This is a genomic window from Microcoleus sp. T3_D1, assembly GCF_036700405.1.
Classification (GTDB): Bacteria; Cyanobacteriota; Cyanobacteriia; order Cyanobacteriales; family Microcoleaceae; genus Microcoleus.
Genome location: NZ_JAUBOV010000074.1, coordinates 1 through 23,680, shown reverse-complemented (window position 1 = coordinate 23,680; position 23,680 = coordinate 1). Strand labels below are relative to the sequence as shown.

Sequence of the window (23,680 nt, the reverse complement as noted above, 5' to 3'; positions counted from 1 at the left end):
AACGGGTTCTAACTTCGCTTGAGCCGGGTCTTCTTCTTCCCCTTCAGTACGCTGGATGGGTTCCAACTTCGCTTGAGTAGGGTCTTCCTCTTCCCCTTCCTGACGCTGAACGGGTTCTAACTTCGCTTGAGTAGGGTCTTCCTCTTCCCCTTCCTGACGCTGAACGGGTTCTAACTTCGCTTGAGCCGGGTCTTCTTCTTCCCCTTCAGTACGCTGGATGGGTTCCAACTTCGCTTGAGCCGGGTCTTCCTCTTCCCCTTCAGTACGCTGGACGGGTTCCAACTTCGCTTGAGCAGGTTCTTCTTCTTCCCCTTCAGTACGCTGGATGGGTTCGAGTTTACCCTGCATGGGTTCTTCCTCAATTTCTTGGCGTTGGACTGGTGGCTGTGCTACATTACCAGAGCGATCGCCTTTGAAAAACTTAGCTTGTACTCTCGGTCTTAACTCCCCTGCTGTACCTGCAAAAATTGGCATTTCGGCAAAATTAAAACTCTGTTTTTCCTGCTGCTGTTCAGTTTGTGTGTCTTCTGTTGCAGCTATCTGGGGTGAGCCGAGGGAGTTTTCCATCGGACGGACGGGACTGAGAGATTTAGCTTGAACAGGTGTCTCTGTTAGTGGAGCTAAATCATGATGGTCTTGTTTTCTCAGTCGCGTCTTCATAGTGACAATCTCCAGTTATTTAAGCCTGTAGGTATTCTGCGAATCTCAGGAATATCAACATTTAGAGCCTAACTTTAATTAAACCATAAAGTTGTTACCGCTAAGATTAAACTTTTGTCTAATTTTGCTCGGATTCTGGAAAACGGGCGATCGCTAATTAATAGTCAGAGCATAACTTGATCTTCAGTTTCAATACTGATGATCGCCTCTTCCGGCGAAATATCACTATCAAGTATTTGGATAATTCCGGGTAAATATTTATCTACATTAAACAGATTACTATATACTAATTCCTCAATGATAGGAACACCTAAATTACTGCTATTAACATTATTAGTGCTAGTTTTATAGCGAATTTCCCCATCACTGAAATCAAATTCAAAATTACCAATAATCATGCCGTAATTGGCTCTCGTTATATACTCAGCTACCGCTTGATGCTTTGGCTGTGGTGCTTTTATGGGAAGGACAGAATAAAATACAAATTGTTGCTGCGCTTCTCTAGCTTGAGCGTAACATTCCCACTGACCGTTTTCACCCTCGAAGTAGAAGTGCAAAATTGGCTGATCGGGGGTTTGGCTAACTGTCCAGTTTTGACTTTGAAAAAAGTGGACAGCTACCTCAAAAATGGTGTGAGCAGAATTTGGCTGAAAAGCGATCGCAGGTTCGCTCAACTGTTCGGCTGGTAATTCAACAGTATTCTCAGCAAGAGCGTTCTCAAGGTACTCTGTTAGTTGCGATCGCAACGATTGGGTAAAAACATCAGCGATCGCATTAACCAATTGTTCTTTAGGCGCTTCATCCTGAGAGAACAGCGACGGGGCGATAGTAAACAGAGTTTCTATTAACTGCGTTGTCGCCTGGGCTACCTGTGGATTAGCCTCACTGTAGTTTGGATCGGTGCTAAGGTGACGGGCAACCGCATCTTTCGAGAAGTTCGCGATCGCGCCCAGTAGCAATTCTTCCGCTTTTTGTTCTGAATCGTCTAAAGAAATGGCACTCCAGTCTAGATAATCCCAAAGCGTGCGGTATTTAACTTCTCCTTGTGGTTGTTGCTGCCTAATAGACAATATCAACCAGTTATCAGTCGAAAGCAGTAAATTAGTAGGTTCTTTATGGAGCAAGTTTTTCAGGTAAGCTATTGCTTCCTCAACCGTACTACTTTGTTCCTTCAGTATAGGTAGCCATTCAGGAGCAAGGATAAGTGTTAAATTAATTGGCAATTCAGCAATTAACTCTTCAGATGAGATAATTCCAAAAGTATCCGAATCGTACCGAAAAAGCCCTTGCAACTGGATAGATTGGTAAGTGTTCCCCTCAATCTGACAAATCAGACGACATTCTGCTATTTGCCTATCCTGTTTAATGAGAACCAATCGACTGGACTTCACCACCCAAGGTTCGCCAGATGGTATATATAGAAGGAATTCTGTCGGTAGTTCCCCTTGCTGCGCGATCGCTTCTTCACACTTTTTAGTAACACTCATAGATTAAGCTTGTGATTTCAGTTTCTCAGCCACTTCCTTAACAAAGCTATTGCGTTTGTTTTTTTAGCCGCGCCTTCATCTTCACCACCTCCGTAATCTTAGTTCCCTAACCCATCGATAGCCCGCTAAAATTACGTTCAAATCAGGATTATTCCCCAATCACATATGATGCTGAGAAGGTATAAATTAGACTTTTCCAACAACCTCTAAGTCTGTGATTTCAAGCTTTCCGCTACTGTTTCAATAAAATCAGTAGTCGAACCATACACTTCCGGTTGATTAGTCATGAGTTCCAAGAGTTTTTGCATCTCTTCCGTAGTCTTTGGCCAAGAAAAACTTTGCTCCCGTGAACCAGTTTTCAGCGCCCATTTTGTCACTTTGCTAACGAAGCCTACAGGTTCCATCTCCATAAGCAACTTGAGAGATGGTTTATGTCTATTCATGCCTAAGCGGACGATTCTTTCTGCGCTTTCTCGTCTATTTTTACCACGTTTATTTGTGATAAATTTCCAAAATCCTTTCACTTTCAGGGCAACGGTTTTGATAAACTCTATAAGTTCTTTTCCTGCCTCAATAGCCATCTTAGCGGCTAAACCCCCAGGCCCAGTAAAGACAGCAACTATGGTAGACAAAAGACTTATACCTGCCGTCACTACGTCAGACCATGACATATAATATCTTCGATTAACTTTTTTATAGCCATACTCAGCATCTTGGAATAGTTGTTTATCATCTTCATCAGATTGCTGTTTCTGTTCTAGCGCCTTGATAGTGTTATCTAATGCTTGCCTACTCGTTGATGTACCTTTCAAATTAACAATTGCTAAAGCAAACTTGGCAGCAGATGTAGCAATTCCCAAATACTTGAGAACTTCTTGGATAGCTGACCAAACATCATCTAGCAAACTTGTGCTCTTGGCTGCTGTTGATACTTCATTAACACTTGTTCCCGGTAGTTCACCTCTAACACTGGCAAACAGATTTTGAAACTTCCCAGTCATACTCTTTGTAGCTTTAAGTTTTTCAGTAACGGTTTCAGGTGTAGCATCTTGAGCCACATTGAAGCCTAAACCCTTAACTACCTTCTTTGCTCCTGACATAGCATGGGTAGTCACAGAATTGCCAGTAAGTTCAGTAGTTATTGGATCAGCAATTGAATAACCACCACCACCTCTATCTATTAATTTATCTAAAGCTCCCTGTGGAGCATTACCTTTTTCTTTCTGAGCATTTTTGTCTTCTTCAAGTTGTAGCCTCACTGCATCCAACTCAAATAAAGCTTCTATCTTGACACTCTCAATAGCTTGAATCCTTTCAGAGAATGCTAAATCCTTCCCAAAAAGAGGGACTTTTACTTGGGTTGTTAGAGGGGATTCCAAAGTGTGTCTAGTCATAGCAGAGCGTTTTTTAAACAACCTCTCAGGCTTTTCTTTTTCTGTCTTGTACTTATGTAACCACTTACCTGATATTGTGAGGATTTCTTCTAATAACTGCTCTTGCTTTTTATAATTTTTGTCATCGTTTGGTATTTTGTTATATTCTTGAATTTTCAGTTCAAGTTTCTCACTTTTATTTTTTACTTTCCACCAAGAACTAGCAGTGGTATAGTCTTCAATTGAAGTAAGATCCTGACTCTTTAGTTGAACTGTGCTTTTTTGGCGTTGCTGCACATCACCTAACTTATGAACATTTTGCTTTTGTTCGGATAAATTATTATTAGTAGATGTGCTTTTTTTTAAAGATATATCATTTTTGGCAGCAAATAATTGACTTTTAACTAATCCTTGTTCTTGTGAACTAGCACCCGCCACCTGTGCCTGCTCCCCCCTTGCAGCTTTTGCACCTAATACATCAGCTTCTGTTTCTAACCCAGAATCGGCATTAATCGGAATACCTTTCTTTTGTGGTGCAGCAACTCTTCCCGCTCTTTGCTGCACAACGTGGGTCAGTTCATGCCCAAGTAATTCTTGCCCTGATTGGGTATCGGGTTGATATTTCCCTGGTTGAAAGTGAATATTTTCCCCTTGGGTATAGGCTATAGCATTAATGGCTTTAGCTTGTGGCCCTTCGTGAATGCGAACGCCCGAAAAGTCCGCCCCAAAAGCCCCCTCCATTTTCTGCTGCACAGGTTCAGGCATCAGCTTTCCACCCCCACTCGGAGCAAGGTTAATCTTGGCTTGTATTGGCTTAACCTTTTGGCTTGATTCTCCTTTAGCTTGAGCCGGGTCTTCCTCTTCCCCTTCCTGACGCTGAACGGGTTCCAACTTCGCTTGAGCCGGGTCTTCTTCTTCCCCTTCCTGACGCTGGACCGGTTCCAACTTCGCTTGAGCCGGGTCTTCCTCTTCCCCTTCCTGACGCTGAACGGGTTCCAACTTCGCTTGAGCGGGTTCTTCTTCTTCTCCTTCCTGACGCTGAACGGGTTCCAACTTCGCTTGAGCCGGGTCTTCTTCTTCCCCTTCCTGACGCTGAACCGGTTCCAACTTCGCTTGAGCGGGTTCTTCTTCTTCTCCTTCCTGACGCTGAACGGGTTCCAACTTCGCTTGAGCCGGGTCTTCCTCTTCCCCTTCCTGACGCTGAACCGGTTCTAACTTCGCTTGGGCGGGTTCTTCCTGCTCCTCAGCGTTCCTTTGCACAGGTTGTTGCTGCCCTACCTGAGTTGCCGTAACTCCCTGTAACCCAGCAGCTTGTCCTCCCTGCTTGTCTCTGGCGAGACTCACAGTAAACTTACGCTGAAGCGGGAGCGTTGTGGCGGTCGCTTCCGCTGCAAAAATCGGCACTTCCCCAAAGTTAAAGCCCTTATCCTTTCCTTGTTCTTCTTGCGAAATGCTCTGGGCTGTCTCTGACTTGCTAAAGGGGCTGTTGAGCGATCGCGCCTCCGGCAACAACTTCGCCTGCACCGCAGTCGGCATCAATGGAGTTACATCATTATGATTATGCTGTTGTTTCTTCAGCCGTGCCTTCATCTTAACCGCCTCCCTGCTATTAGCTCCTTGACCAGTCCATCTTCCGCAGTTGCCGCACCTTCGCAGCTCAGATAGAGCTTATCCTACGCTAATAATATTTAACCAAAAACTGCTGAAGGAAAAGATTAGACTTTTGTCTAATCTTAAGATCAAACAATCAGCGTCATATAAATTTATATAACTTCATCTTTCTGGTGGCTAAAAAACCCAGACAAAAAAATAACTTATGAATCAGGATTTGCAATATAGGCAATTTCCCGCACCCACCGCTGCCGTTCCGCGTGGTCTAAATTGAGAATCTCCTCCCGCGACCAATGGAAATGAAAAGCAATAAAGGCTACCTCCCGATATAACTCCTCCTGGGGGTAGCCTAGAACTCCCCCATTGCAGAAAGAGTCCCTTCTGGGGGGTTAATTAAGTTGTAAACATCCAGTAAATATTGCCAGTCATTCAGAAATAACCCTTCTAAATCTTCAGGAGTAAACGCAGATAAATCCCCCAAACGTAAAATCACCCGCGACAGCATCACCAGAGTGCCATAAGCAGGATTGTCTAAACTGGGGGGGTCACGTTGCAGGTAAAGTTCATCTTTACCTGTAGCAAGGCGCATCTCTCCATCTTGGTGCAAGGTTCCTTCGCTGTCGAGCAATCCCAGCGGCAGCGAGAAACTAAAAGTCGTGTAAGAATTGCGATCTGGAAACATAGCAACTTTAAACCAGGGGCATAGAAGTGGGAGTATCAGCAGAGGTAACTCGATTGGCAGCTTGTTCCTCTTCTAACCCATTAATATGCCGATAAAACTTTTGCAGGTAACTCAAGTCGCTAGCAAAGAGATTCTCAATCACTATCGGCGAAATATCTTCCAGCGCCCCCAACCGGCTAATCACGCGAGATAAAATAATCACCGTTGCATAAGCTGGATTCGCTTGCACTCTGGGGTCGCGCATCGGTACAATTTCATCGATCGCCCTTGAGAGCCGCATAATTCCCTTGCGGTGCAAATTACCCTGTTCGTCAAGGTATCCTTTCGGAAGGGTAAACTCAAACTCAGTTTGTATCATTAGAGAATCCGCACAAAAGTTTCTACGGCTAATTCTAGCTCCTCAAAAGCCAGATCCGAACCAGAGACAACACTATCGGCAATACTGTAGCCAACTGGCCAAGCGCCTTCAAAGGCAAACCGAGCGCCTTCTTCACCGTTCTGGCGGTAAATGACTAAACGACCATTGCGTAATTGATCGGCCCAGTTACCTGACTGCACCTCCTCTATCCAGTTCCACAAAGTCATGGAAGAACTCAAACCCCGCCGTAAATTAATGTTATTCACTTTTTCATTCCCTGGCATTTTCGTGCGGATGACTCGTCCCCGCGTCGCGTTGCCCCAATTTTGAGGAAAAACTTCAGCTAATTCAATGACATTCTGGGTATATTTAAACCCTTTACACTCCATAAAATAACCATCTATTGGCTCAATACTTCCATCCAAGTTTAAGCCTACATAAAACCGGGATACTGTCAGTATTTCTGCTAAGTTTTCTTTTAAGTGTTCCTGATTAATTGTCATCTTGGTTTGAATATTTGGAAACTTAAACAGGCTTGATACGTGAGACAATCTAAAACCTATTTTCTGCCTAACCCCTGAAGAAAGGGGTTAGACCAAGTTCTATTTTTCAGAGGTTTGGGAAATCTCTAAGCAGATTACATTTTGCTTGCTCCCACCGGAACCCGAATCATTCCTGCATGAGCAATCTCAATGGTTTCTTTAAAGATATCAGCACTGTCAGCTTTCACCTGAGTGGTTTTATATTTAGCAGGAATAGCATCCCGAAGATTCCACCGTGCTCCTTCAGAACCATTTTGTTTGTAGAAGATCAAGGAAGCTTCATAACGCCGACTCATTGTCTCCCGACCGCCGCCGCCCATTGCTTTCGGGTGTGAATCCACATACCATTGTAAAAGGATATCGTTGTCAGCAGCCGTAACAAACTCTAAGGTCATATTTTGATAGCTGACTGTGGCTGGAGTGGTCTGTGTATCAGTCATCAATCCCTTGCGGGTTCCTATCGGCTTACCCTCCGAAGCAGGATCGATCGTAATTGACAGTCCGCTGGCTTTAGAAATTAGTAATTGCGTATTGTTATTAATTTCTAAGTAAAAGCGAGAAACCGTCAGGTACTCCATGAGGCTTCTATCAGTTCCCATTGCGGTCATTTTAACTCATCCTCCCTATCAATGTTCTCTCAATAATTCTTAGGCGCTGCCAAAAGTAAGGGATCTACCGCTCACCGATTTTACTTTATTGATGCCTTCAGCTACGAGTTCATAGGTTTCTACTGCTAAGTCTTGACCTGTAACATCTGCATCAGCAACGGAGTATTTCTTCGGCCAAGCTCGCTCCAAGTTCCAGCGCATTATTTCCCGACCATTGGGATCGTAAACAACAACCGAGCCATTTTTGCGATTATTTGACCAGTTCCCTTTACCCCCCTCGCTTGGTGGCAAGCATTCTTGGAACCAGTTGTACATTTGAGCACTAGCGCTTCGCGGGTCATCGCACAGGTAAACTTCAACCGTCATAGCGGGGTTAGAATCGTAGCCGCCAGAGGTAGTTTGCCGATCGTGAATTCCCCCTTTGGTTGAACCGATTGGCTTGGCATTTCCCGTGACTTTACCTTCGTATGAAATCTGAGCCATGCTCTTAATTTGAGCTTGAGTAATGCCGTCAAACTCCACGTAAAAGCGAGACGCAACAGTTGTAATGACTCCTACCATATTTCCCTTCCTTTCTCAGATTTTTAGTAGTTGATTCCCTCAAACGAGAACAGGACTTACGCAACCACTTGCTTATCAGCAGAGCAACCACGGGGGAATTGCCCTACAAAACACCATATATATCAGTTATGCGTAAGTCCTAGAGAAGACAGAGGTTCCGAGTTTTTGAGGCAACTACAGGAGAAGTACTCCTACAGGGCAAAACTTAATTTATTAAGATTGCTTAACCGAGTTTCCTTACTTCCTGCCCTCTACTTTCTCGCGTTAACCAAAGGGGCCGCCGGACTCCTCATTTTCATTGCCTGTAATCTGGCTGATTCGGAAAATCACAAATTCAGCAGGGCGGACAGGAGCGACACCAACTTCAACGTACAATCGACCCTGGAGCATTGTTTGCGGGGTATTGATATCCTCATCGCACTTGACATAATAAGCTTGACCGGGGTTGCTTCCTGCCAGAGCTCCTTCCCGCCACAGGGAGTCAAGGAAATTGCTGAGAGTGCGCTTGACCCGCTGCCAGAGGTCTTCGTCGTTGGGTTCAAATACCACCCACTGCGTCCCCTCTTCAATCGATTTCCCGATGTAACTCATCAAGCGGCGGACGTTGATATAGCGCCACTGGATATCATCCAGTTCGACGAGGGTGCGAGCCCCCCAAAGGCGAAGGCCTCGGTTAGGGAAACTGCGGATGCAGTTAATCCCTAGGGGATTGAGGTACTCTTGTTCCCGGAAGTTGCAGTCATAGCTCAGCCCGATGACACCGCGAGGCACTTCGTTAGCAGGAGCTTTGTGAACACCCCTGGTTTCATCGACTCGTGACCAAATGCCGGCTGCGTATCCGCAAGGCGGGACGGCAATGGGGCGACCTCCGTTGCGGGGGTTCGGAACCCTGATCCAAGGGTAGTAGAGAGCGCCAAATGGAGAACGGCGGTTAAATTCTTCAGTTAACCACCGACCCACATCTTGCGGCCTGACGCGATCTGGAGGGGCGTCGAGGATAACCATACGGTTCGGCGGGTTGGGGATGTCGCCTGCTGCGGCTCCTTCGCACAGGCTGAGCATCATGTCCATAATGCCGTGAACTTGGTCTAGGTTCATCAAGCCTGCTTCGTAAACTTTCATCAAGTCCGGGCAAGCAACGATGGTCACGTCGTCAATCTCGAACAAGCCGCGCACGCCGCTGCGGTCATCCTGTGTACCTTCTACATACTGGCTGAAGCGTTCTGGCTGTACTTGCACCGGAGGCGGGCTAACTTCAAACAGCCCGTTGCTGGGACGCCGCGCCAAGGGGGTACCCGTGAGAGAGATGTCTGTAGCCCGAAGGTAGCGGGACTCCCCAAAGGCAGTCACGACATAATCTGTCACTTCGGGGGCAGCTTCGGGGTTCATGGTCAGGTGTTCGTACCGCTCTAGCTCTTCCCCGCCTTGGGTAATGACAATAGTGAAGTATTCCCCTGTATTGGCAGGGATGACGGTGACAGCCTCGGAGCTTGCCTCTGGGCTGCCGTCTGAGTCTGTGTCCGAGCTTGGGGCCGGGGCTGGGGCTGGGGGTTTGGGTTCCCCATCCATAATCCTTACCCGAATTGCTCGTTCGGAAGATGGTAGGAGTGCCTCGCTGCTGCTGGTTGGGGCGATCGCTCTCTCTTGAGCTAAGGAAAACCGCAGCGCAGGGCGCTTGGCGCGGTTCAAAACCTTTGTACCTACCGTATTTGGGTCCGGCGCTGCAGAACCGGGCAACCGAGTCCCAATGCTCGTCACCCAACAGCGGCCGCCGCCGTTTAAAAACCACCCGTACACGGTGAAGGGAAGGTAAGCGCCGAAGTCGGTAAAGCCGTCAGAGTTGGGGCGTCCAAAATACTGGAGGTACTGGTTCCAGCTTGTCACCAACGTCGGCTTAAACATTTCGGCTCCGCCTCGGACATCTTCGGTGAAACCGAGAAATCCCCCAACGGCTGTCGGCACGCCCGCTATGGGGCGACTGCCTCTGTCAACTTCCTCTACATAAACCCCAGGGGCGAAATAGTCAAGTCTTGCCATAATTCTTTATATCCTGCAACGCTAGCCCGCAATTGCCCCAGTTTCACGCGCTTCGCTTTGCTTGATAGCGACATGACTGAAGAAGGCAAAGATTTTTCTTGAAGCTTGTTTGTCTGACTACACACAGGTTAAGGGGTAACACCGAGCAGGAGTTATAGACTTTGGTCGAAAATTCCCTCACAGAACCACTGGTGACTGGAGCTAATTAATTTATGAATAAAGTTTAAGAGTTGGTAATTTATGCCTTTAGATAGGTGCTATATTTGTTTTAACGTAATAAATGCTGAATGCTGAACAGGGGGACTCTTGTATTATGCACGGACTCATCATTAATAATTCACCATCCAAAACGAATGAAAATTATGGGGTCACTCCGCAACATTTTTCTAGCTCAACTAGCCCTCAAAATAATCAGCTTAAAATCATCCCCCTCATACTTGTAGCTCAAGAGCTTTTGTTTTTTCAAAGTTTAAAAAACTTGTTTGGCTTCTATAACATTAACCCATTATGGCAATTTAATGTAGTTGGGGAAGCAGAGACGCAACCAGAAGCAATAAAGCTAGCTGTTCAACAACAGCCAGCTTTAATTCTATTGGATATAGATTTTCATCAAGAGCGAGAGGAGGCAATTAATACTATTGTCGAGTTGAACAATTTATTTAACAAGAGAAATCAAGAGAAACTCAAAATTCTAGCGATCTCAAGTGAAAGAGACGAAAAAGTGATCTTTCTAGCCATGCAAGCAGGGGCTGTTGGCTATGTATTGAAAGAAAATTTGCCGTCCCAACTTTGCTCTGCTATGCTTACGGTACTCAGCGGTCAAGTTTATCTGTGTCCTGAAGTAGCAACTCAGTTTTTCCGGGGTTTTCACCTTTACGGACAAGCTCGTCTTACTAATGCTAAGCGCTCGCCCTCGTCGGTGACAAACTGGGATAGCCACCACCCGTACCGCTTCACCCAGCGAGAACAGGAAGTTTTAGAATTATTAGTCAAGGGGTCTTGTAATGAAGAGATTGCAAAGCGCCTTTACATTACTATAGCCACTGTCAAAGCCCACCTAACCTCGATTTTTGAAAAATTAGGCGTGAAAAACCGCAGCCAGGCAATTGTGAGATCATTGAAACTTGACCTTGTTTGAAGCAGGCTAAAAACTGATAGCTAAAAGCTCCAAGTTAGCTGCTCATAGCTAATGGGAAAGCCAGAAAAAATTTAGCAATTAGTAATTAGTCATTAAATCATCCCATTTTTAGAGCGTGTACTGCTTTACAATCAATGCCATGAGTAATTATTTAGCGATGGCGACAGTCACAGCCACATTGCAAAAAATATTGCAGCGCTCAGTCCAAATCGATGTAGAGGGCGCGCGAGTCACTACCACTCGCCCAGAAAATTCTGGAGGGACGCCAGAAACTGGAATTAGCCTTTACCTTTATCACGTTAAACGCAACACAGCTCTGGGGAACGCAGATATGCCACCGCGCCAACGAAAAGGCGAATTGGTGAAGCGAAATCAGTTGCCGATCGATTTATATTACCTCATTAGTTGTTATGGGAATGATGTGGAACTAGAACCCCAACGCTTATTAGGAAGTGTGATGCGGACGCTCGAGGACAGAGGAATCTTATCCGCTCAAATGATTCGTGAAACAGCCAGCGATCCGAGCTACCCCTTTTTGGCAAATTCTGACTTATCCGAACAAATGGAGATGATTCGGGCAGAATTCGTTCCAATTTCAACGGATGAATTATCAAAAGTTTGGTCAGTTTTTCTCCAAACGCCCTACGTCTTATCAGTTATTTATAAAATTACAGTTGTAGTGCTCGAAGGAGAAGATCCGGTGGCAATATCATTGCCAATTCGCGATCGCCGCGTCAGCGGGTGGATCTTCGGCAAACAGCCTGCAATTCACTCAGTAATATCAGCCGAAGGTCGAGATCAACCGATTTTCGCCACTAGCACGTTAGCGATTCGCGGTAAAATGCTAGCGAACGCTCTGGCCTTAATCCGAGTTTGCGGGGTTGAGGTAGCACCCCCAACTATACAAGAGACAGAAATGACTTTACCCCTGTCCTTGATCCCGATAGAAGCGATGCGAGCAGGGGTTCAGGGCTTGCAAGTGATCCACCGACAAAGAGCAGAGGAAAGAGAAACTGCAAATCGAATGCTCCAGCAGCGCGTTGAGTCGAATGTAGCGCCTTTCGTGTTGCGGCCCTGCGTGCTGGAGGTGAATTTGCTCAGTGTAGAAGGCAGTGACGACGAAGCGCGCACCGCCGAGATTGAAGTAGTAACCGACGTAATTGTGGGTTCTGGGCAGCGATCGCTCCTGATTCTCAACGAACGTACAGCCACCCACTCAGAAGCTTACCTGTTCAGCGCCCAACCCCGCAATGGCGATCGCAGCAATCTCCTATTTACCTTGCAAGGAGTGAAAGCGGGAGAATACTTGCTTAGAATTCAGGTGGACGGCGCAGAGAGTAGGCTGCAAGTCGATAGCGATGCCAATAGTCCAACGTTTGAGCAGTATATCGACCCTGCGCTCGCCATCCCTTAATCCTGTGCCATCCCCTAAATTGAAAGAAATGAGTGTTGTTTCCGTGCAAGACTGGCAAAAATTGAACCAACAGTCCCTAATGGCTGCCCTCGCCAAAGTGCGAAAAGCCCTAGAACACAAGGCTGGGCAAGCAGAGAACGGGAAACAGCCGCCGACTGCAGGTCAGGAGCAATGGGAAAGCTCAGCGCTCGAACAACTCTGCCACAGCTTTGGCTTATCGACCTTTGAACGAGATTTGCTGCTGCTGTGTGCAGGCATGGAATTGGATGCGAGTTTTGCCAGCTTGTGCGCGCTCGCCCAAGGCGAGCCTCAAAAACCTTACCCCACTTTCAGCTTAGCGCTGAGCGCCTTAGATGCGCCGCACTGGAACGCTCTCACCCCTAATGCTCCCCTGCGTCGCTGGCGACTGATTGAAGTGGGAGGGGGTGCCACCTTAACTCAAAGTCCCCTCCGCATTGACGAGCGAATTTTGCACTATCTCGCCGGAGTTCAACATCTGGACGAACGCTTGGCAGGAATGATTGAGCCTGTACGGGAGTCTAGTCAGTTAGTGCCTTCTCACCAACACCTTGCCGAACAATTGGCGCAAACACTTTCTCAGGCGGCAGGGAGTGAGAGGTTGCTAGCAGTGCTGCTGTGCGGAGAAGACCTGGCGAGCAAGCGGGCGATCGCAGCAGGAGCGTGTAAACTTTTGGGGTTGAGCTTGCATCTGGTGCTGGCAGATAATTTGCCCAGCAATGCTAACGAACTAGGGCAATTTTTGCGTTTGTGGGATCGGGAAGCGGTGTTGTGCAATAGCGCTTTAGTGTTGGATTGTGATGAAACGGATGTTGAGCGCAATGGTAGCGCGATCGCTCGCTTAATTGAGCAAATCAATAGCCCTCTAATCGTGACAGCACAAGAGCGTATCCGCCAACGCCAGCGCCCGCTGGTGAGTTTAGATGTCAGTAAGCCCACGCACTCTGAACAGTATTTGCTTTGGGAAGAAGCGCTAGGGGCCTTCGCAGCAGAGTTGCCAGAGGGGATCGATCATTGGGTGGCACAATTCAACTTAAATGCCCCTGCCATTCAAGCCACTTGTGCGAGTACCTTGGGGCAGATAGAGGTAGAGGATAATTCTCAGACCCTCAGCGATGCTTTGTGGGAAGCGTGTCGCGCCCAAGCTCGTCCCCGGATGGAAGATTTAGCCCAGCGCATTGACGCAGGCGCTAGCTGGGATGATTTGGTGTTGCCAGAGATGCAGTTTCAAACGCTACAAGCGATTATCGCCCATGTCCGACAGCGAGTTAAAGTTTATGAGCGTTGGGGGTTTGCCGGTAAAGGAGGGCGGGGCTTAGGGATTAGCGCTTTATTTGCTGGCCCTAGCGGAACGGGCAAGACAACGGCAGCGGAGGTAATTGCTAGGGAATTAAATTTAGATTTGTATCGCATTGATTTAAGTGCAGTTGTTAGTAAATATATTGGTGAAACGGAAAAGAACTTGAGGCGGGTGTTTGATGCGGCGGAAGGCGGAGGAGCAATTTTGCTGTTTGATGAAGCGGATGCTTTATTTGGCAAACGCTCGGATGTCAAAGATTCCCACGACCGCCATGCAAATATTGAAGTTAGCTATTTATTGCAACGGATGGAAGCTTATCGGGGGTTAGCAATTTTAACGACTAATTTAAAAGGAGCGCTGGACAGTGCCTTTTTGCGGCGGATTCGCTTCGTCGTGCAGTTTTCTTTTCCCGATGCAGCTCAACGAGCTGAAATTTGGCGTCGCATTTTTCCCAAAGAAACCCCCTTAGAAGGAGTGGATGTTAATAAGTTGGCGAGACTCAGCGTTGCAGGGGGAAATATTCGCAATATTGCGATGAATGCTGCTTTTTTGGCGGCCGATGCCAATGAAGCTGTGACAATGAAACATTTGTTAAGTGCTGCTCGGAGCGAGAGTACGAAAGTGGAAAAACCATTAACAGATAGTGAAGTGAAAGGATGGGTTAGCTCGTAGTCGATCGGGTAAGGCAATAGACGTCTTGCCAAAAAAAATTATGTTATAGTCAAGAGTTTTGATTTGAAGCCCCGTCAGCTAACTCATAATTGTAAATTGCGGCTGGGGGGGTGACAAAGAGGCTTAGGATATAGACCGAATAAGGGTTGCAGCCCTCAGACCTTGTTCATAAAAGCAACGTTTAGAACCCACATTCCGCACCCCCAACTGGCACTACCGGCGGATTGAGGGGGTAAAAGTGAATCATCTGAGACCTGGAGTTTAGCTAGTCAGACGGGAATCCCCACACGCTTGTCGCTTCGATTAGTGTGGGATGAGAGGCGCGTGAATCGAGGATTCCACATTTTCATGTCCTCGCCAGCATAGCGGGCGAGCAATGAAGGTGTGGATGACGAGATGAACAAATCTTTATTTGCCAACATCGTTACTTGACATAATTATTAAATTACTGCTTGACACAATATAGTTTTTTCTGGTATTTTTATTCTCAGCAAATGCGTAAAGGTCGTAGCGCAATGAAAGTAACATATCAGTATCAGTTCTATCCCAACACCATTCAAAAGTTAAGCCTAAATCATTGGTTGAGAATTTGTCGCTATTGGTACAACAGGCAGCTAGGCGCTCGATTTGATTGGTGGGAGAGTAACCGGACTGCTATAAATGCTTGCCCATTAGTTGCTAGCATCTCTACGCCCCGCGCGCAGCCTAACTACTATTCCCAAAAACAACAATTACCAGTCATCAAAAAAGACCTAGTAAAAGTCTTCCACAGTGGCGAGCTATTGGACTTCAAGCAGGTAGATTCAACTATTCTGCAAGATGTTTCTAAGCGAGTAGATAAAGCCTTTGAGCGGTTTATCGTAGGGGACAGTAAAGGCGGGCGATCGGGTAAGCCCCGATTCAAGACGCTCAGCGGATTACCGGACGATGACTTTTTCTACGGCTAATAACGACTGGATTAAGCTGGTTCGCAAGAATTGGTTTTATATCCGATTGCCGAAGTTGGGTGTCATAAAAGTTCGGATGCACCGCAGGGTCCCCGATGGATTCACCCCAAAGCAAATTAGTGTAACTAGAAAGGCTGACGGTTGGTTCATCCAGATAATGCTTGAAGACGCTTCAGTACCCCAGTTTATTCCTGATAAAGTTACCCCAAACTGGGATAACTCAATTGGATTGGATGCGGTGCTGCATGAAGATGTCTATTTAGCAACATCGTCAGGGGAAAAGCTACCTTCGTTAAAACCGCTTCGCAAAAACCAAGCTAAGTTAGACCAGATATCAAGGAAGCGGAACAAACGGAAGCGCGGTTCTAAAGCCCGACGGAAATTAGCCAAAAAAGAAGCGAGACAGCACCAAAAAATAGCGCGTTCTCGCCAAGACTTCCACTACAAAACAGCTCACAGACTTGTGAGGTCTGGAGCTAAATTCTTTTTTCATGAGGACTTAAACTTAAAAGGCTTAACGAAGCGGAATAAAGTTAAGCAAGATGATGAGGGTACTTACCTCCCAAACGGTCAATCAGCTAAATCAGGACTAAATAAGTCTTGGTTGGATGCTGCGTTTGGTCAATTTTTCAAGACGCTGGAATACATAGCCGCAAAAGCTGGGTCAGCCGTCGTGGAGCAAAAACCTGCTTATACCTCAATGGTTCTGTGCTATCGGAATGAAATTGTTTTCACCGATTGCGGTATGCGAAGCTATTGGGATGAGCAACATTCTTTAATGGTCGATCGCGATGTTAACGCCGCGATTAATTTAAAGAGACTTGGGTTGGGCATTTTCCCAAGGAGAAAACGCCGTAGCGGGAATCTTTCTCTAGTAGGAACTATAGATGATAGTACCGCGAAGGAAATTTTGCACACCCTTCATCGGGCTGCAAAGATGCCCACGCCATAGCTGTACTCAGCTTGACGTGGGAGTATGTCACACTAAACGGAACTTACCCCGCACCCTTTGAAACTTGCATTTCAAACCCCCATCAGTGGGGCGCTCGGACTTGAGCCAGGGCGCGCTACATGACTACAAGGCCAGTGAAACCTCTAGCAAATCGCTGGGGGGGGTGACAAAGAGGTCTACGAGATAGACTGTATAAGGGTTGCAGCCCGCATACCTTGTTGATAAAAGCGGCGTTTAGAAGGAGTTAACTTGCGTTTACTGTTCCACCTCCAAAGAATATTGTTCTAGATAATTAACCCACTTTTCTCCATCTAATCCAACACCAAATGTACTCCGTCTGCGATATTTTTTCTTTGGTTCTGTGCGACGAGATACATATTCTTGTACCTGCTTTTTCTTCAGTTCATTACCTTGAAATATTGCCCAAGTGTACGCCAGTGTCATGAGCCGAATCATGTTAATAAGTCGGTTCCCTTTGAGGCTTGTTTCTTCAATATCGTAGCCTCCTGTTTTACAGTCTCGGAACATTTATTCAATGCCCATCCGCTGCTTATAAGCATTGATCGCTGCTCGCAATGAGCCTAAGTCCGTGAGAATAAACCAGGCTTCTTTAACTTGATATTTCCCATAGTTCCTTTTCCACTTACAAGCAAGCTCAAACCCGGTAGTAGGTAGAAGACATCTCCAAAAACAATTAAAGCCTTTGTGTAACTAGTACAGCTCGGCGTAAGTAGACAGACTCTATTTGTGGTAGACTAACATAGTTAGTTTAGACCAGTTTCGGTAGGTGATAAAGGAGTCATATATGGCCTTATTAATGCCTAAAACATTAAAATTAAGCGATGGCGAGCGTCATCAACTTCACCAGTGGAGCAAGAGACACAACACGCCGCAACAGATCGTGCTACGAGCCCAAATCATTCTCATGGCATCTGATGGTCAAAATCATCGTGAAATAGCCCGAAGCCTAGAGATTAACCGGCAGATGGCTCGTGAAGGGGCGAAACCGATGGTTGGAGAGCGAGAGAAAAGACTTATCGATTTTGCAAAGATTACAAGATCGAGAACCTGTTGGCGCACCAGCAAAATTTAGCATGGAACAAGTAACCGAGTTATTTGCACTCGCCTGTTCCTCACCGTCGGATTATGGACGGCCAATAAGTCATTGGACGGCTATAGAACTGGCGGAGGAAATCATGAAACAAGGCATTATTGAAAGCATATCAGTCCGACATGTTGGCAGATTATTAGAAGAAGCCGAACTTAAACCACAGGCTTCGCGCTACTGGTTAACCCCCCCTGTGGATGAAGAATTTGATGCAAAAGTTAAAGATATTACAGGTTTATATCTGACTGCGATTGAACGCAGTCAAAATGGAGAACACACCATATCGGTTGATGAAATGACAGGGATTCAAGCTATTGAACGTATCGAGAAAGACTTACCAATGCGACCAGGAAAAGTTGCAAGAAGAGAGTTTGAATATATTCGTCATGGCACGCAGACATTGATAGCCAATTTAAATATTGCTACGGGTAAGATTATCGAGCCAACTTGCGGAAATTCGAGAACAGAAGCCGATTTTTTACTCAACATTCGTCACATCATTGAAACTGACCCTGATGCTCACAAATGGCATCTAATTATGGATTGTCTGAATACTCACCAATCTGAATCACTGGTGCGTTTGGTCGCCGAAAAAGAAGGCTTAGATATCGACCTCGGTATTAAGGGAAAAAGCGGCATACTTCAATCCATGAAATCCCGCGCTGTTTTTTTAAGTGACCCAACACATCAAATTGTTTTCCATTACACACCCAACCATTCTTCGTGGCTTAATCAAATAGAGATTTGGTGAGCGCATTTTGGTGCGGAAATTACTAAAAAGAGCAAGTTTCACCAGTCAGTACGATCTGAAAAATCGCATCCTCAGTTTTATTAACTACTTTAATCAAACAATGGCCAAACCTTTTAAGTGGACATATAAGGGTAAAGTCTTGGCTGTTTAATAGTCTGTGTATTTACGCCGAGCTGTACTAGATGGTCTAAATTTAGGACTTTTATGGCTTCTTGATGCTCTTTCATGGTTTTTTCCTCTTGGCTCCTAATTCGTTCATTGTATCTCAAAAAAGCCTGAAGTGATTACTGGGCAATAACTTCAGGCTTGAATTTTAAAAATTTATAACCATAAATTCTATTTAAACCCACATTCCGCACCCCAACTGTCACATGGGGTGCGGGTGGGCTGTAAATTCTGGTTCGATGGTAAGCGCGCCAGCCGAACGATACAGTATAAATGCTTAAAAATCGACCTACCAGACACAATAATTCATTTATTTTGCTGGAGTATTAAACATCGATCCTCAGCTAATTGCGACAGGCAACTTTCTTGATTTCTGTTGAGAACAAAAATACCATTGGAGCTGCCGTCAAGCTGACGAGTTCACCTACAGATGAATAGAGCAAATTTGTATGCTTAGGCTCGAAGCGATCGGGATGCCGAGAGCAAAAAAATACTCTTCAAAGTAAGTAATACTGCAAAATATCGTTGTTAATATCTGTTAATCTAGTAAATAATAACGGCGACAGGTATTTGGGAAAAATCTGAGAATCTCTAATCGCTCGTCAGTCAAATTGGAGATTTGTTTGACTGAGGATATCGTTAATAAATGAACTGCTTGAAAGCATTGAAATATCCACTGCAAGGTCGGTCGATCGGTTAATTGGCCTAATTGATTTTTCAATTTCGCCTGTGACTGGACGAGGCGGGAGCGTAAATGTCTTTGTGCTAAGGTATAAACCAACAGGCATAAACCCATAATTAAAGCCAGGGATTCTATTCTCTCACTCGATTTGAGAAACACGCTATCTGTAAAGAATGAGGGGTCTTTCAGAAAACTCAATCCTCTTTCAGCCGATTGTTGTTGTTTGTATGTACTCAGCATTTTGTCGGGTCTAATTCGTCGCTATCGAGTACATTTGTGGCTAAGATAAATCGTCCCGATTGTTGCATTTCTCTCGCTACTGCCGGGTGGTCGATTTCGATGTTAGCTTGCAGTTTATACCCGGGATTGTCTGTTTTTTTCACACTGGTGAAGCTGGTGGCATGAATGTGAGTTAGTTTGTGGTACTTAAATTTACTAGAGAGTTGTATTGCTGCCTCGATCGCATCCGGTTCACACGCAAATTTTTGCAATGATAATTGCCTGAGCTTTTGTCGAGCTTCTTGCTCTAATTTTTGTATTTCTTTCTCAATTCGACGCAAATCCGCTTGAGGGCGCACAGAGCTTTCTACTACTAACCATCTTTGTGGAATTCCCGCGTAATTGCTGTATTGTTGCGACCATCGATATCCTGGTATTTTACTCTCCAAAAATTCTGCTTCAGTTAGCTGAATTATCAGGTTTTTGGCTTGTTTTATTCCTAATGGTACTCGGCTCAACCATTTTAAGTTTTTGATGATTTCTAAATTTTTGGCTGTATATAAAGCGCTATCTGCGACAAAGAGTGAGTCGAGGTTCAGTTGCTGTTTGAATGAGGATAAAATTTGTCCGAATACTGCTGAATCTGTTTGATTACCATCGGCTGAAGAAGAAAAATAATGGTACGTCTCCATCTCCACTACAAATTAAATCTATAATGAATTGCTTTAAGTCGGGTCGGTGGTCGCGAGAGTATCCGTAAGTAATTAGGACTTACGCATTGACAAAAAGTATCATCTATGTATGCTAGACGATGCCATGACTGAATCGGTTTGCCAAAATATGCTCACGTATAACTGAAGTGAATAGATTCCTTTGGACTTCATACCAGTTACCAATTATTTTTTCAGACCGCATCAACTCCAATTTTACAAATGCTTGAAGTGAACAAAATATATGAGTCTTGATTGCCGAGGTGTCTCTCACCATAAAACGACAAATTCCACATACTTGTTTGATGGCTCTATGAAATGTTTCAATTTCCCAATGAGTATCATGAATTGTAAGAAATTCATCTCTTGTTATCTCCTGAATCTTTGACTCGTCTGGCAAATACAAAATATAGTGTCTAGATGCCTCTTTTTTAAAGCTTTTCCTAAACACTTTTATAAATCCAAATTCTTTCAAATGAGTTCTTAATCCTGACTCAGGAATGACCAGAGTGCTTACCTGGCAAGAATTATGTGGCTCATTTGAGACAGTCCTATTTTTTTGAATTCCGAATAGAAAACCCAATTTCTGGTTTTTTAGAAATTTTAAATTTTCCACTCCTGAATACCAACTATCTCCTGTTACTGTTTTTGGCTTAACTCCCCAATTTATTATTTCACTCACTATTTCTCTAAAGTAATCGTTTTTGGTTTTTCCCTCCTTTTTATCATAGATTCTGTAATTTATTGGAACTGAATTACCATTAATATCGCTGTAATATAGGGTGATTAAATTTAAACCAATAATAGTTTTATGAGCTTTCCCTGACCAAAAATAACTAATCAATTCGGCATTTTTAGGGTCGCTGTAAATCTTTTCTATGACTGTATCGTCTACACTTAGTATCCCTCCTGTCAAGTTGATTATTTTCTCTACCTGACTGAATAAGTCTTTCGGCTCATACCTTTCTCTTAACAAAAACCGATTGATAGAATCGTGAGAAACATCTCCCAATATCTCTGATAATCTGCTACATCCTCCCAGTTTGGGTTCTGACAACAATGCAGGAGGTGTAAAGGTCGGCGTTGCATTGTGCCGTAGAGGGTTTAGTTATTTTTCTCATTGTTCCATACTTAGAAAGGAGACGACAATTATTTATCAATCCACTGTTTTGTTATTTTGTCAATGCGTAAGTCCTAGTAATATGTATTGGTAATGGTGCTTCCTGATGATTCATGCTTGAAACCTGGTTCATGCTCGAATTTATTGGCAGAGCAAATAATGAGCCTGCGTCGCGATCGGCATCATATTTGTATTCCCCATGCAGGTGGAATGAGCTAGAATCGAGATGTACTGTATTTAACCCTACATCAAATTTAATTGCTGCTTCGAGGGCAATTGCTGTAAAAGTTTGACTCAATCCCGTGACATATAGCTTGTCTAATACTCTACCTAAACGATCGTCATTTAAGTGTTCTGGTTTAATTCCTTTGCCGATTAAGTGTTCAGTTGGTTTGCCTTCAAAAAAATTTGAGAATAAATATAACGGTGCGGATACTAAACCTAATCCGTTGAGAATCATGGCTTTGACAGCGTGACCGGGACTTACTATTTCGCCTGGTTGACCACCTACTAGCTGATTGATTTTTTCTACCCTGTTGTCTCCGATCGATTATCCCAGCAACTAAACCCAGGTGGTCTAGGTTTTGGACTGTTATTTCAGGATTTTTTTTTCATCGAATTGAGACGGCCGATTGGGGCGAGAGTATGTCTTTTGTACTGGCGAGTGCTGCGCCAGTTATATTTTACTTTTTCCCCCATCGTTGGACTTTCGATCGCACGCCGGAAAGAGAACGGTCGGCAGTCAGCAAATTACTACTGGTATTTGATGGGGCTGGTATTTCGACTGACATTGTTTAAGCATTTGTACTTAAGCTTTTTGGTCGCCCTGAACACGACTCGCGAACCGCAGCCCACCCGCACCCCATGTGACAGTCGGGGTGCGGAATGTGGGTTTAAAGACCTGCGGAATGTGGGTTCGACAGCGATCGGGCATCCAGCGGCGTTACAAAGTAAGCCAAAAATGATTTGTAATTTCCCTCTCTTTTTGTCCCGCGAATAGCCGTATTGAGCCAGGGGACAGGTGGTTCCTTCAAAATAAGTAGAGGTGACATCGTAGAGAATTAAGCGTAAGGATTCAGGTAAAAAATAGTTCAGCAGAGAGCCAAAAAATATGGTAATGTAGTCAGATGAGCGAAAAGCCAGAGTTATCAGCAGCACTAAAATTAGAAATAGTTGACCAGTTGAGCCACCAGGAGCTGGTCAAAATTGTGCTAACCCAACAGAAGCTGATTGAAAAATTACAACAAAAGCTCGAAAAGCTCCAAGAGAGACAGCCCAGTAATAGTAAAACATCATCCAAACCACCATCGAGCGATCTGATACAGAAATCCGAGACAGCCAAAGTTGACAATTCACAAGAGTCAGAGTCAGAGTCAGAGTCCCAACCTGCATCGCAAACCAGGAGGACAGCCGGGACATATCGGTAAAAGCCGAAAAGGATTTGGGCGAGTAGATAGATATCAAATCAGCACTCCTGAGTATTGTGAGCATTGTGGTAGCCCTGAATTAAGTGATGCGATTGGTTATAGCAAGCAGCAAGTAGCGTGTAAAGCCAGCCTTACCAATTGAAGTGGTGGAATATCAACGAGTCAAATGTCAATGTAATGAATGTGGAGCAATGGTGATGGGTGCACCAGCATCAGGGATAGTTCCAGGGCAAGACTTAAGCATCGACCTACAAGCATTATTGGTATGGTTAGGTAATTATGGGCACATATCCTATGAAAAACAACAAGAGTTCCTGCGCGAACTAGGTGGAATCGAAATTGGGATAGGGACATTACAAGCAACAAACGCGCGGGTAGCTGATACTGTAAAGCCTGCCGTTGAAGAGCTATAGCAATGGGCACGCCGACAAGCCAACGTCCATGTGGATGAAACTCCGTGGTGTGTCAAGGGAGCTAGTCCCTAGGTAGCGAATAAATAGACAAAATGGTACACTTACCGACAAATATGCGGTGTACCATTTTGTTTAAACTCGCGCGTTTTTGCAAAAAAGCTGGGATTGTCAGTAAAAACACTCCAACGTTGGGACGTTTCAGGGAAGTTGCAAGCCTTGCGCACCCTGTCAGGCCATCGGTTCTACACCGAAGACGATCTGTTGATAGCCAGCGGATTGAAGCCCATAGAAGCCAACCGAAAAACGGTCGTCTACCGCCCTTGTTTCATCTAGTGGACAGAAACCAGAACTCAAAAATCAGATACTGGCAATGGAAGCTTTCTGCCCTTGTCGAGGACTAACAGTCGATGACTGGGTATCGGAAATTGGAGGCGGACTAAACTTTAAGAGAAAAAAGTTTCTAGCAATCATGCTATCAATGCTCAAAGGTGAAATATCAATAATCGTAATTGCACACAAAGACAGAATGTGCCGTTTTGCTTTTGAATTCATCCAAGAGCTTGCCACGTCGGTTGGATGCTCCCATTGTAGTCGCCAATCAGGAATCGCTGTCTCCGCAGCATGAATTAGTAGAAGATTTAATGGCAATAAGTAGTCAAACAAAATTAATTACACAAATAACTAATATGATATAATAAAAAATATCAAGGTGTGTTCAAAGAGGT

Annotated in this window: 25 protein-coding genes and 3 pseudogenes; 13 read left to right on the top strand and 15 right to left on the bottom strand. The window is 44.9% G+C overall.

Annotated elements, in window-relative coordinates:
* The 3 genes from QT992_RS26015 to QT992_RS26005 all read right to left on the bottom strand — a co-directional run.
* On the bottom strand, positions 1–660 hold a 660-nt coding region (locus QT992_RS26015), incomplete at its 3' end, for a hypothetical protein (protein WP_333378075.1).
* A gap of 164 nt (positions 661–824) precedes the next feature.
* Positions 825–2,147: a YbjN domain-containing protein gene (locus QT992_RS26010; protein WP_333339666.1), complete on the bottom strand. Its 1,323-nt coding sequence runs from the start codon at positions 2,145–2,147 to the stop codon at positions 825–827.
* A gap of 206 nt (positions 2,148–2,353) precedes the next feature.
* On the bottom strand, positions 2,354–4,780 hold the full coding sequence (locus tag QT992_RS26005; RefSeq protein ID WP_333378072.1) for an eCIS core domain-containing protein: 2,427 nt from the start codon (positions 4,778–4,780) through the stop codon (positions 2,354–2,356).
* Positions 4,781–4,892: 112 nt separating this feature from the next.
* On the opposite strand from QT992_RS26005, the gene QT992_RS26000 reads away from it, so the two are divergent.
* Entirely contained in the window at positions 4,893–5,078 is a 186-nt protein-coding gene (locus QT992_RS26000) for a hypothetical protein (protein ID WP_333378068.1), read from the top strand.
* Positions 5,079–5,334: 256 nt separating this feature from the next.
* On the opposite strand, the pseudogene QT992_RS25995 reads toward QT992_RS26000, so the two are convergent.
* The 7 genes and pseudogenes from QT992_RS25995 to QT992_RS25965 form a co-directional block, all read right to left on the bottom strand.
* A pseudogene (locus QT992_RS25995) lies at positions 5,335–5,466 on the bottom strand (DUF6760 family protein); the annotation flags it as partial.
* A gap of 14 nt (positions 5,467–5,480) precedes the next feature.
* Positions 5,481–5,813 (bottom strand): hypothetical protein, encoded by a 333-nt coding sequence (locus QT992_RS25990; RefSeq protein WP_333313742.1) that lies wholly within the window; start codon positions 5,811–5,813, stop codon positions 5,481–5,483.
* Between the two features lie 7 nt (positions 5,814–5,820).
* Entirely contained in the window at positions 5,821–6,171 is a 351-nt protein-coding gene (locus QT992_RS25985; RefSeq protein WP_445251090.1) for a hypothetical protein, read from the bottom strand.
* A complete protein-coding gene (locus tag QT992_RS25980) occupies positions 6,171–6,674 on the bottom strand; it encodes a phage tail protein (protein ID WP_333313744.1) in 504 nt (167 codons plus the stop codon). Before QT992_RS25980 ends, QT992_RS25985 begins: the two co-directional genes overlap by 1 nt.
* A 134-nt stretch (positions 6,675–6,808) precedes the next feature.
* Complete coding sequence (locus tag QT992_RS25975; RefSeq protein ID WP_333313745.1) at positions 6,809–7,321, bottom strand: phage tail protein; 513 nt, start codon at positions 7,319–7,321, stop codon at positions 6,809–6,811.
* Between the two features lie 39 nt (positions 7,322–7,360).
* Positions 7,361–7,882, bottom strand: coding sequence for a phage tail protein (locus QT992_RS25970; protein WP_333313747.1), 522 nt, complete (start codon positions 7,880–7,882; stop codon positions 7,361–7,363).
* A 264-nt stretch (positions 7,883–8,146) separates the two neighbouring features.
* The gene (locus QT992_RS25965; protein ID WP_333313748.1) at positions 8,147–9,919 is read right to left on the bottom strand and encodes a phage tail sheath C-terminal domain-containing protein; all 1,773 of its coding nucleotides are present in this window, start codon (positions 9,917–9,919) and stop codon (positions 8,147–8,149) included.
* A 313-nt stretch (positions 9,920–10,232) separates the two neighbouring features.
* On the opposite strand from QT992_RS25965, the gene QT992_RS25960 reads away from it, so the two are divergent.
* From QT992_RS25960 to QT992_RS25940, 5 genes are all read left to right on the top strand, one after another.
* Entirely contained in the window at positions 10,233–11,057 is an 825-nt protein-coding gene (locus tag QT992_RS25960; protein WP_333313749.1) for a response regulator transcription factor, read from the top strand.
* 139 nt (positions 11,058–11,196) lie between these two features.
* Positions 11,197–12,471, top strand: coding sequence for a DUF4255 domain-containing protein (locus QT992_RS25955; RefSeq protein WP_333339674.1), 1,275 nt, complete (start codon positions 11,197–11,199; stop codon positions 12,469–12,471).
* A 28-nt stretch (positions 12,472–12,499) separates the two neighbouring features.
* Positions 12,500–14,461, top strand: coding sequence for an ATP-binding protein (locus tag QT992_RS25950; protein ID WP_333313751.1), 1,962 nt, complete (start codon positions 12,500–12,502; stop codon positions 14,459–14,461).
* Between the two features lie 515 nt (positions 14,462–14,976).
* On the top strand, positions 14,977–15,408 hold the full coding sequence (locus tag QT992_RS25945; RefSeq protein WP_333339677.1) for a helix-turn-helix domain-containing protein: 432 nt from the start codon (positions 14,977–14,979) through the stop codon (positions 15,406–15,408).
* Positions 15,389–16,360, top strand: a complete 972-nt coding sequence (locus QT992_RS25940) for a transposase (RefSeq protein WP_333339680.1) — start codon at positions 15,389–15,391, stop codon at positions 16,358–16,360. Before QT992_RS25945 ends, QT992_RS25940 begins: the two co-directional genes overlap by 20 nt.
* A 255-nt stretch (positions 16,361–16,615) precedes the next feature.
* Here the strand turns inward: QT992_RS25940 and QT992_RS25935 are convergent, their stop codons facing one another.
* The gene (locus QT992_RS25935) at positions 16,616–16,888 is read right to left on the bottom strand and encodes a hypothetical protein (protein WP_333313756.1); all 273 of its coding nucleotides are present in this window, start codon (positions 16,886–16,888) and stop codon (positions 16,616–16,618) included.
* A gap of 277 nt (positions 16,889–17,165) precedes the next feature.
* Between QT992_RS25935 and QT992_RS25930 the strand changes: the two genes are divergently transcribed.
* Positions 17,166–17,453, top strand: a complete 288-nt coding sequence (locus QT992_RS25930) for a hypothetical protein (protein ID WP_333313939.1) — start codon at positions 17,166–17,168, stop codon at positions 17,451–17,453.
* A complete protein-coding gene (locus QT992_RS25925) occupies positions 17,353–18,219 on the top strand; it encodes an IS630 family transposase (RefSeq protein ID WP_333339683.1) in 867 nt (288 codons plus the stop codon). Before QT992_RS25930 ends, QT992_RS25925 begins: the two co-directional genes overlap by 101 nt.
* A gap of 703 nt (positions 18,220–18,922) precedes the next feature.
* Here QT992_RS25925 and QT992_RS33755 read toward each other — a convergent pair.
* From QT992_RS33755 to QT992_RS25910, 4 genes and pseudogenes are all read right to left on the bottom strand, one after another.
* On the bottom strand, positions 18,923–19,306 hold the full coding sequence (locus QT992_RS33755; protein WP_333339686.1) for an IS1634 family transposase: 384 nt from the start codon (positions 19,304–19,306) through the stop codon (positions 18,923–18,925).
* Entirely contained in the window at positions 19,300–19,977 is a 678-nt protein-coding gene (locus QT992_RS33750) for an IS1634 family transposase (RefSeq protein WP_333339689.1), read from the bottom strand. Before QT992_RS33750 ends, QT992_RS33755 begins: the two co-directional genes overlap by 7 nt.
* Before the next feature lie 112 nt (positions 19,978–20,089).
* Positions 20,090–21,116 (bottom strand): annotated as a pseudogene (locus QT992_RS25915) (IS701 family transposase).
* Between the two features lie 159 nt (positions 21,117–21,275).
* Positions 21,276–21,711 (bottom strand): annotated as a pseudogene (locus QT992_RS25910) (DUF4277 domain-containing protein); the annotation flags it as partial.
* Between the two features lie 49 nt (positions 21,712–21,760).
* On the opposite strand from QT992_RS25910, the gene QT992_RS25905 reads away from it, so the two are divergent.
* The 5 genes from QT992_RS25905 to QT992_RS33735 all read left to right on the top strand — a co-directional run bounded on the left by QT992_RS25905 (position 21,761) and on the right by QT992_RS33735 (position 23,580).
* Positions 21,761–21,913, top strand: a complete 153-nt coding sequence (locus QT992_RS25905; RefSeq protein ID WP_333313940.1) for a hypothetical protein — start codon at positions 21,761–21,763, stop codon at positions 21,911–21,913.
* Between the two features lie 329 nt (positions 21,914–22,242).
* Positions 22,243–22,542, top strand: coding sequence for a DUF6444 domain-containing protein (locus tag QT992_RS33745; RefSeq protein ID WP_445305365.1), 300 nt, complete (start codon positions 22,243–22,245; stop codon positions 22,540–22,542).
* Between the two features lie 197 nt (positions 22,543–22,739).
* Positions 22,740–22,955, top strand: a complete 216-nt coding sequence (locus QT992_RS25895; protein WP_333339695.1) for a hypothetical protein — start codon at positions 22,740–22,742, stop codon at positions 22,953–22,955.
* A 111-nt stretch (positions 22,956–23,066) separates the two neighbouring features.
* On the top strand, positions 23,067–23,288 hold the full coding sequence (locus QT992_RS33740; RefSeq protein ID WP_445305803.1) for a MerR family DNA-binding transcriptional regulator: 222 nt from the start codon (positions 23,067–23,069) through the stop codon (positions 23,286–23,288).
* 37 nt (positions 23,289–23,325) lie between these two features.
* Positions 23,326–23,580 (top strand): hypothetical protein, encoded by a 255-nt coding sequence (locus QT992_RS33735; RefSeq protein WP_445305366.1) that lies wholly within the window; start codon positions 23,326–23,328, stop codon positions 23,578–23,580.
* The last annotated feature ends 100 nt before the right edge of the window (positions 23,581–23,680 follow it).

What these genes read in the sequence shown, in the direction of transcription:
- QT992_RS33735 (WP_445305366.1), top strand. Translation starts at nt 23,326, where the DNA reads ATGGAAGCTTTCTGCCCTTGTCGAGGACTAACAGTCGATGACTGGGTA.
- QT992_RS25930 (WP_333313939.1), top strand. Translation starts at nt 17,166, where the DNA reads ATGGCCTTATTAATGCCTAAAACATTAAAATTAAGCGATGGCGAGCGT.
- QT992_RS25970 (WP_333313747.1), bottom strand. Translation starts at nt 7,882, where the DNA reads ATGGTAGGAGTCATTACAACTGTTGCGTCTCGCTTTTACGTGGAGTTT.
- QT992_RS25975 (WP_333313745.1), bottom strand. Translation starts at nt 7,321, where the DNA reads ATGACCGCAATGGGAACTGATAGAAGCCTCATGGAGTACCTGACGGTT.
- QT992_RS25945 (WP_333339677.1), top strand. Translation starts at nt 14,977, where the DNA reads ATGAAAGTAACATATCAGTATCAGTTCTATCCCAACACCATTCAAAAG.
- QT992_RS25965 (WP_333313748.1), bottom strand. Translation starts at nt 9,919, where the DNA reads ATGGCAAGACTTGACTATTTCGCCCCTGGGGTTTATGTAGAGGAAGTT.
- QT992_RS25990 (WP_333313742.1), bottom strand. Translation starts at nt 5,813, where the DNA reads ATGTTTCCAGATCGCAATTCTTACACGACTTTTAGTTTCTCGCTGCCG.
- QT992_RS25955 (WP_333339674.1), top strand. Translation starts at nt 11,197, where the DNA reads ATGAGTAATTATTTAGCGATGGCGACAGTCACAGCCACATTGCAAAAA.
- QT992_RS26010 (WP_333339666.1), bottom strand. Translation starts at nt 2,147, where the DNA reads ATGAGTGTTACTAAAAAGTGTGAAGAAGCGATCGCGCAGCAAGGGGAA.
- QT992_RS33750 (WP_333339689.1), bottom strand. Translation starts at nt 19,977, where the DNA reads ATGGAGACGTACCATTATTTTTCTTCTTCAGCCGATGGTAATCAAACA.
- QT992_RS25960 (WP_333313749.1), top strand. Translation starts at nt 10,233, where the DNA reads ATGCACGGACTCATCATTAATAATTCACCATCCAAAACGAATGAAAAT.
- QT992_RS25905 (WP_333313940.1), top strand. Translation starts at nt 21,761, where the DNA reads ATGTCTTTTGTACTGGCGAGTGCTGCGCCAGTTATATTTTACTTTTTC.
- QT992_RS25935 (WP_333313756.1), bottom strand. Translation starts at nt 16,888, where the DNA reads ATGTTCCGAGACTGTAAAACAGGAGGCTACGATATTGAAGAAACAAGC.
- QT992_RS25985 (WP_445251090.1), bottom strand. Translation starts at nt 6,171, where the DNA reads ATGATACAAACTGAGTTTGAGTTTACCCTTCCGAAAGGATACCTTGAC.
- QT992_RS25950 (WP_333313751.1), top strand. Translation starts at nt 12,500, where the DNA reads ATGAGTGTTGTTTCCGTGCAAGACTGGCAAAAATTGAACCAACAGTCC.
- QT992_RS33755 (WP_333339686.1), bottom strand. Translation starts at nt 19,306, where the DNA reads ATGCTGAGTACATACAAACAACAACAATCGGCTGAAAGAGGATTGAGT.
- QT992_RS25980 (WP_333313744.1), bottom strand. Translation starts at nt 6,674, where the DNA reads ATGACAATTAATCAGGAACACTTAAAAGAAAACTTAGCAGAAATACTG.
- QT992_RS25940 (WP_333339680.1), top strand. Translation starts at nt 15,389, where the DNA reads ATGACTTTTTCTACGGCTAATAACGACTGGATTAAGCTGGTTCGCAAG.
- QT992_RS33745 (WP_445305365.1), top strand. Translation starts at nt 22,243, where the DNA reads ATGAGCGAAAAGCCAGAGTTATCAGCAGCACTAAAATTAGAAATAGTT.
- QT992_RS25895 (WP_333339695.1), top strand. Translation starts at nt 22,740, where the DNA reads ATGGGTGCACCAGCATCAGGGATAGTTCCAGGGCAAGACTTAAGCATC.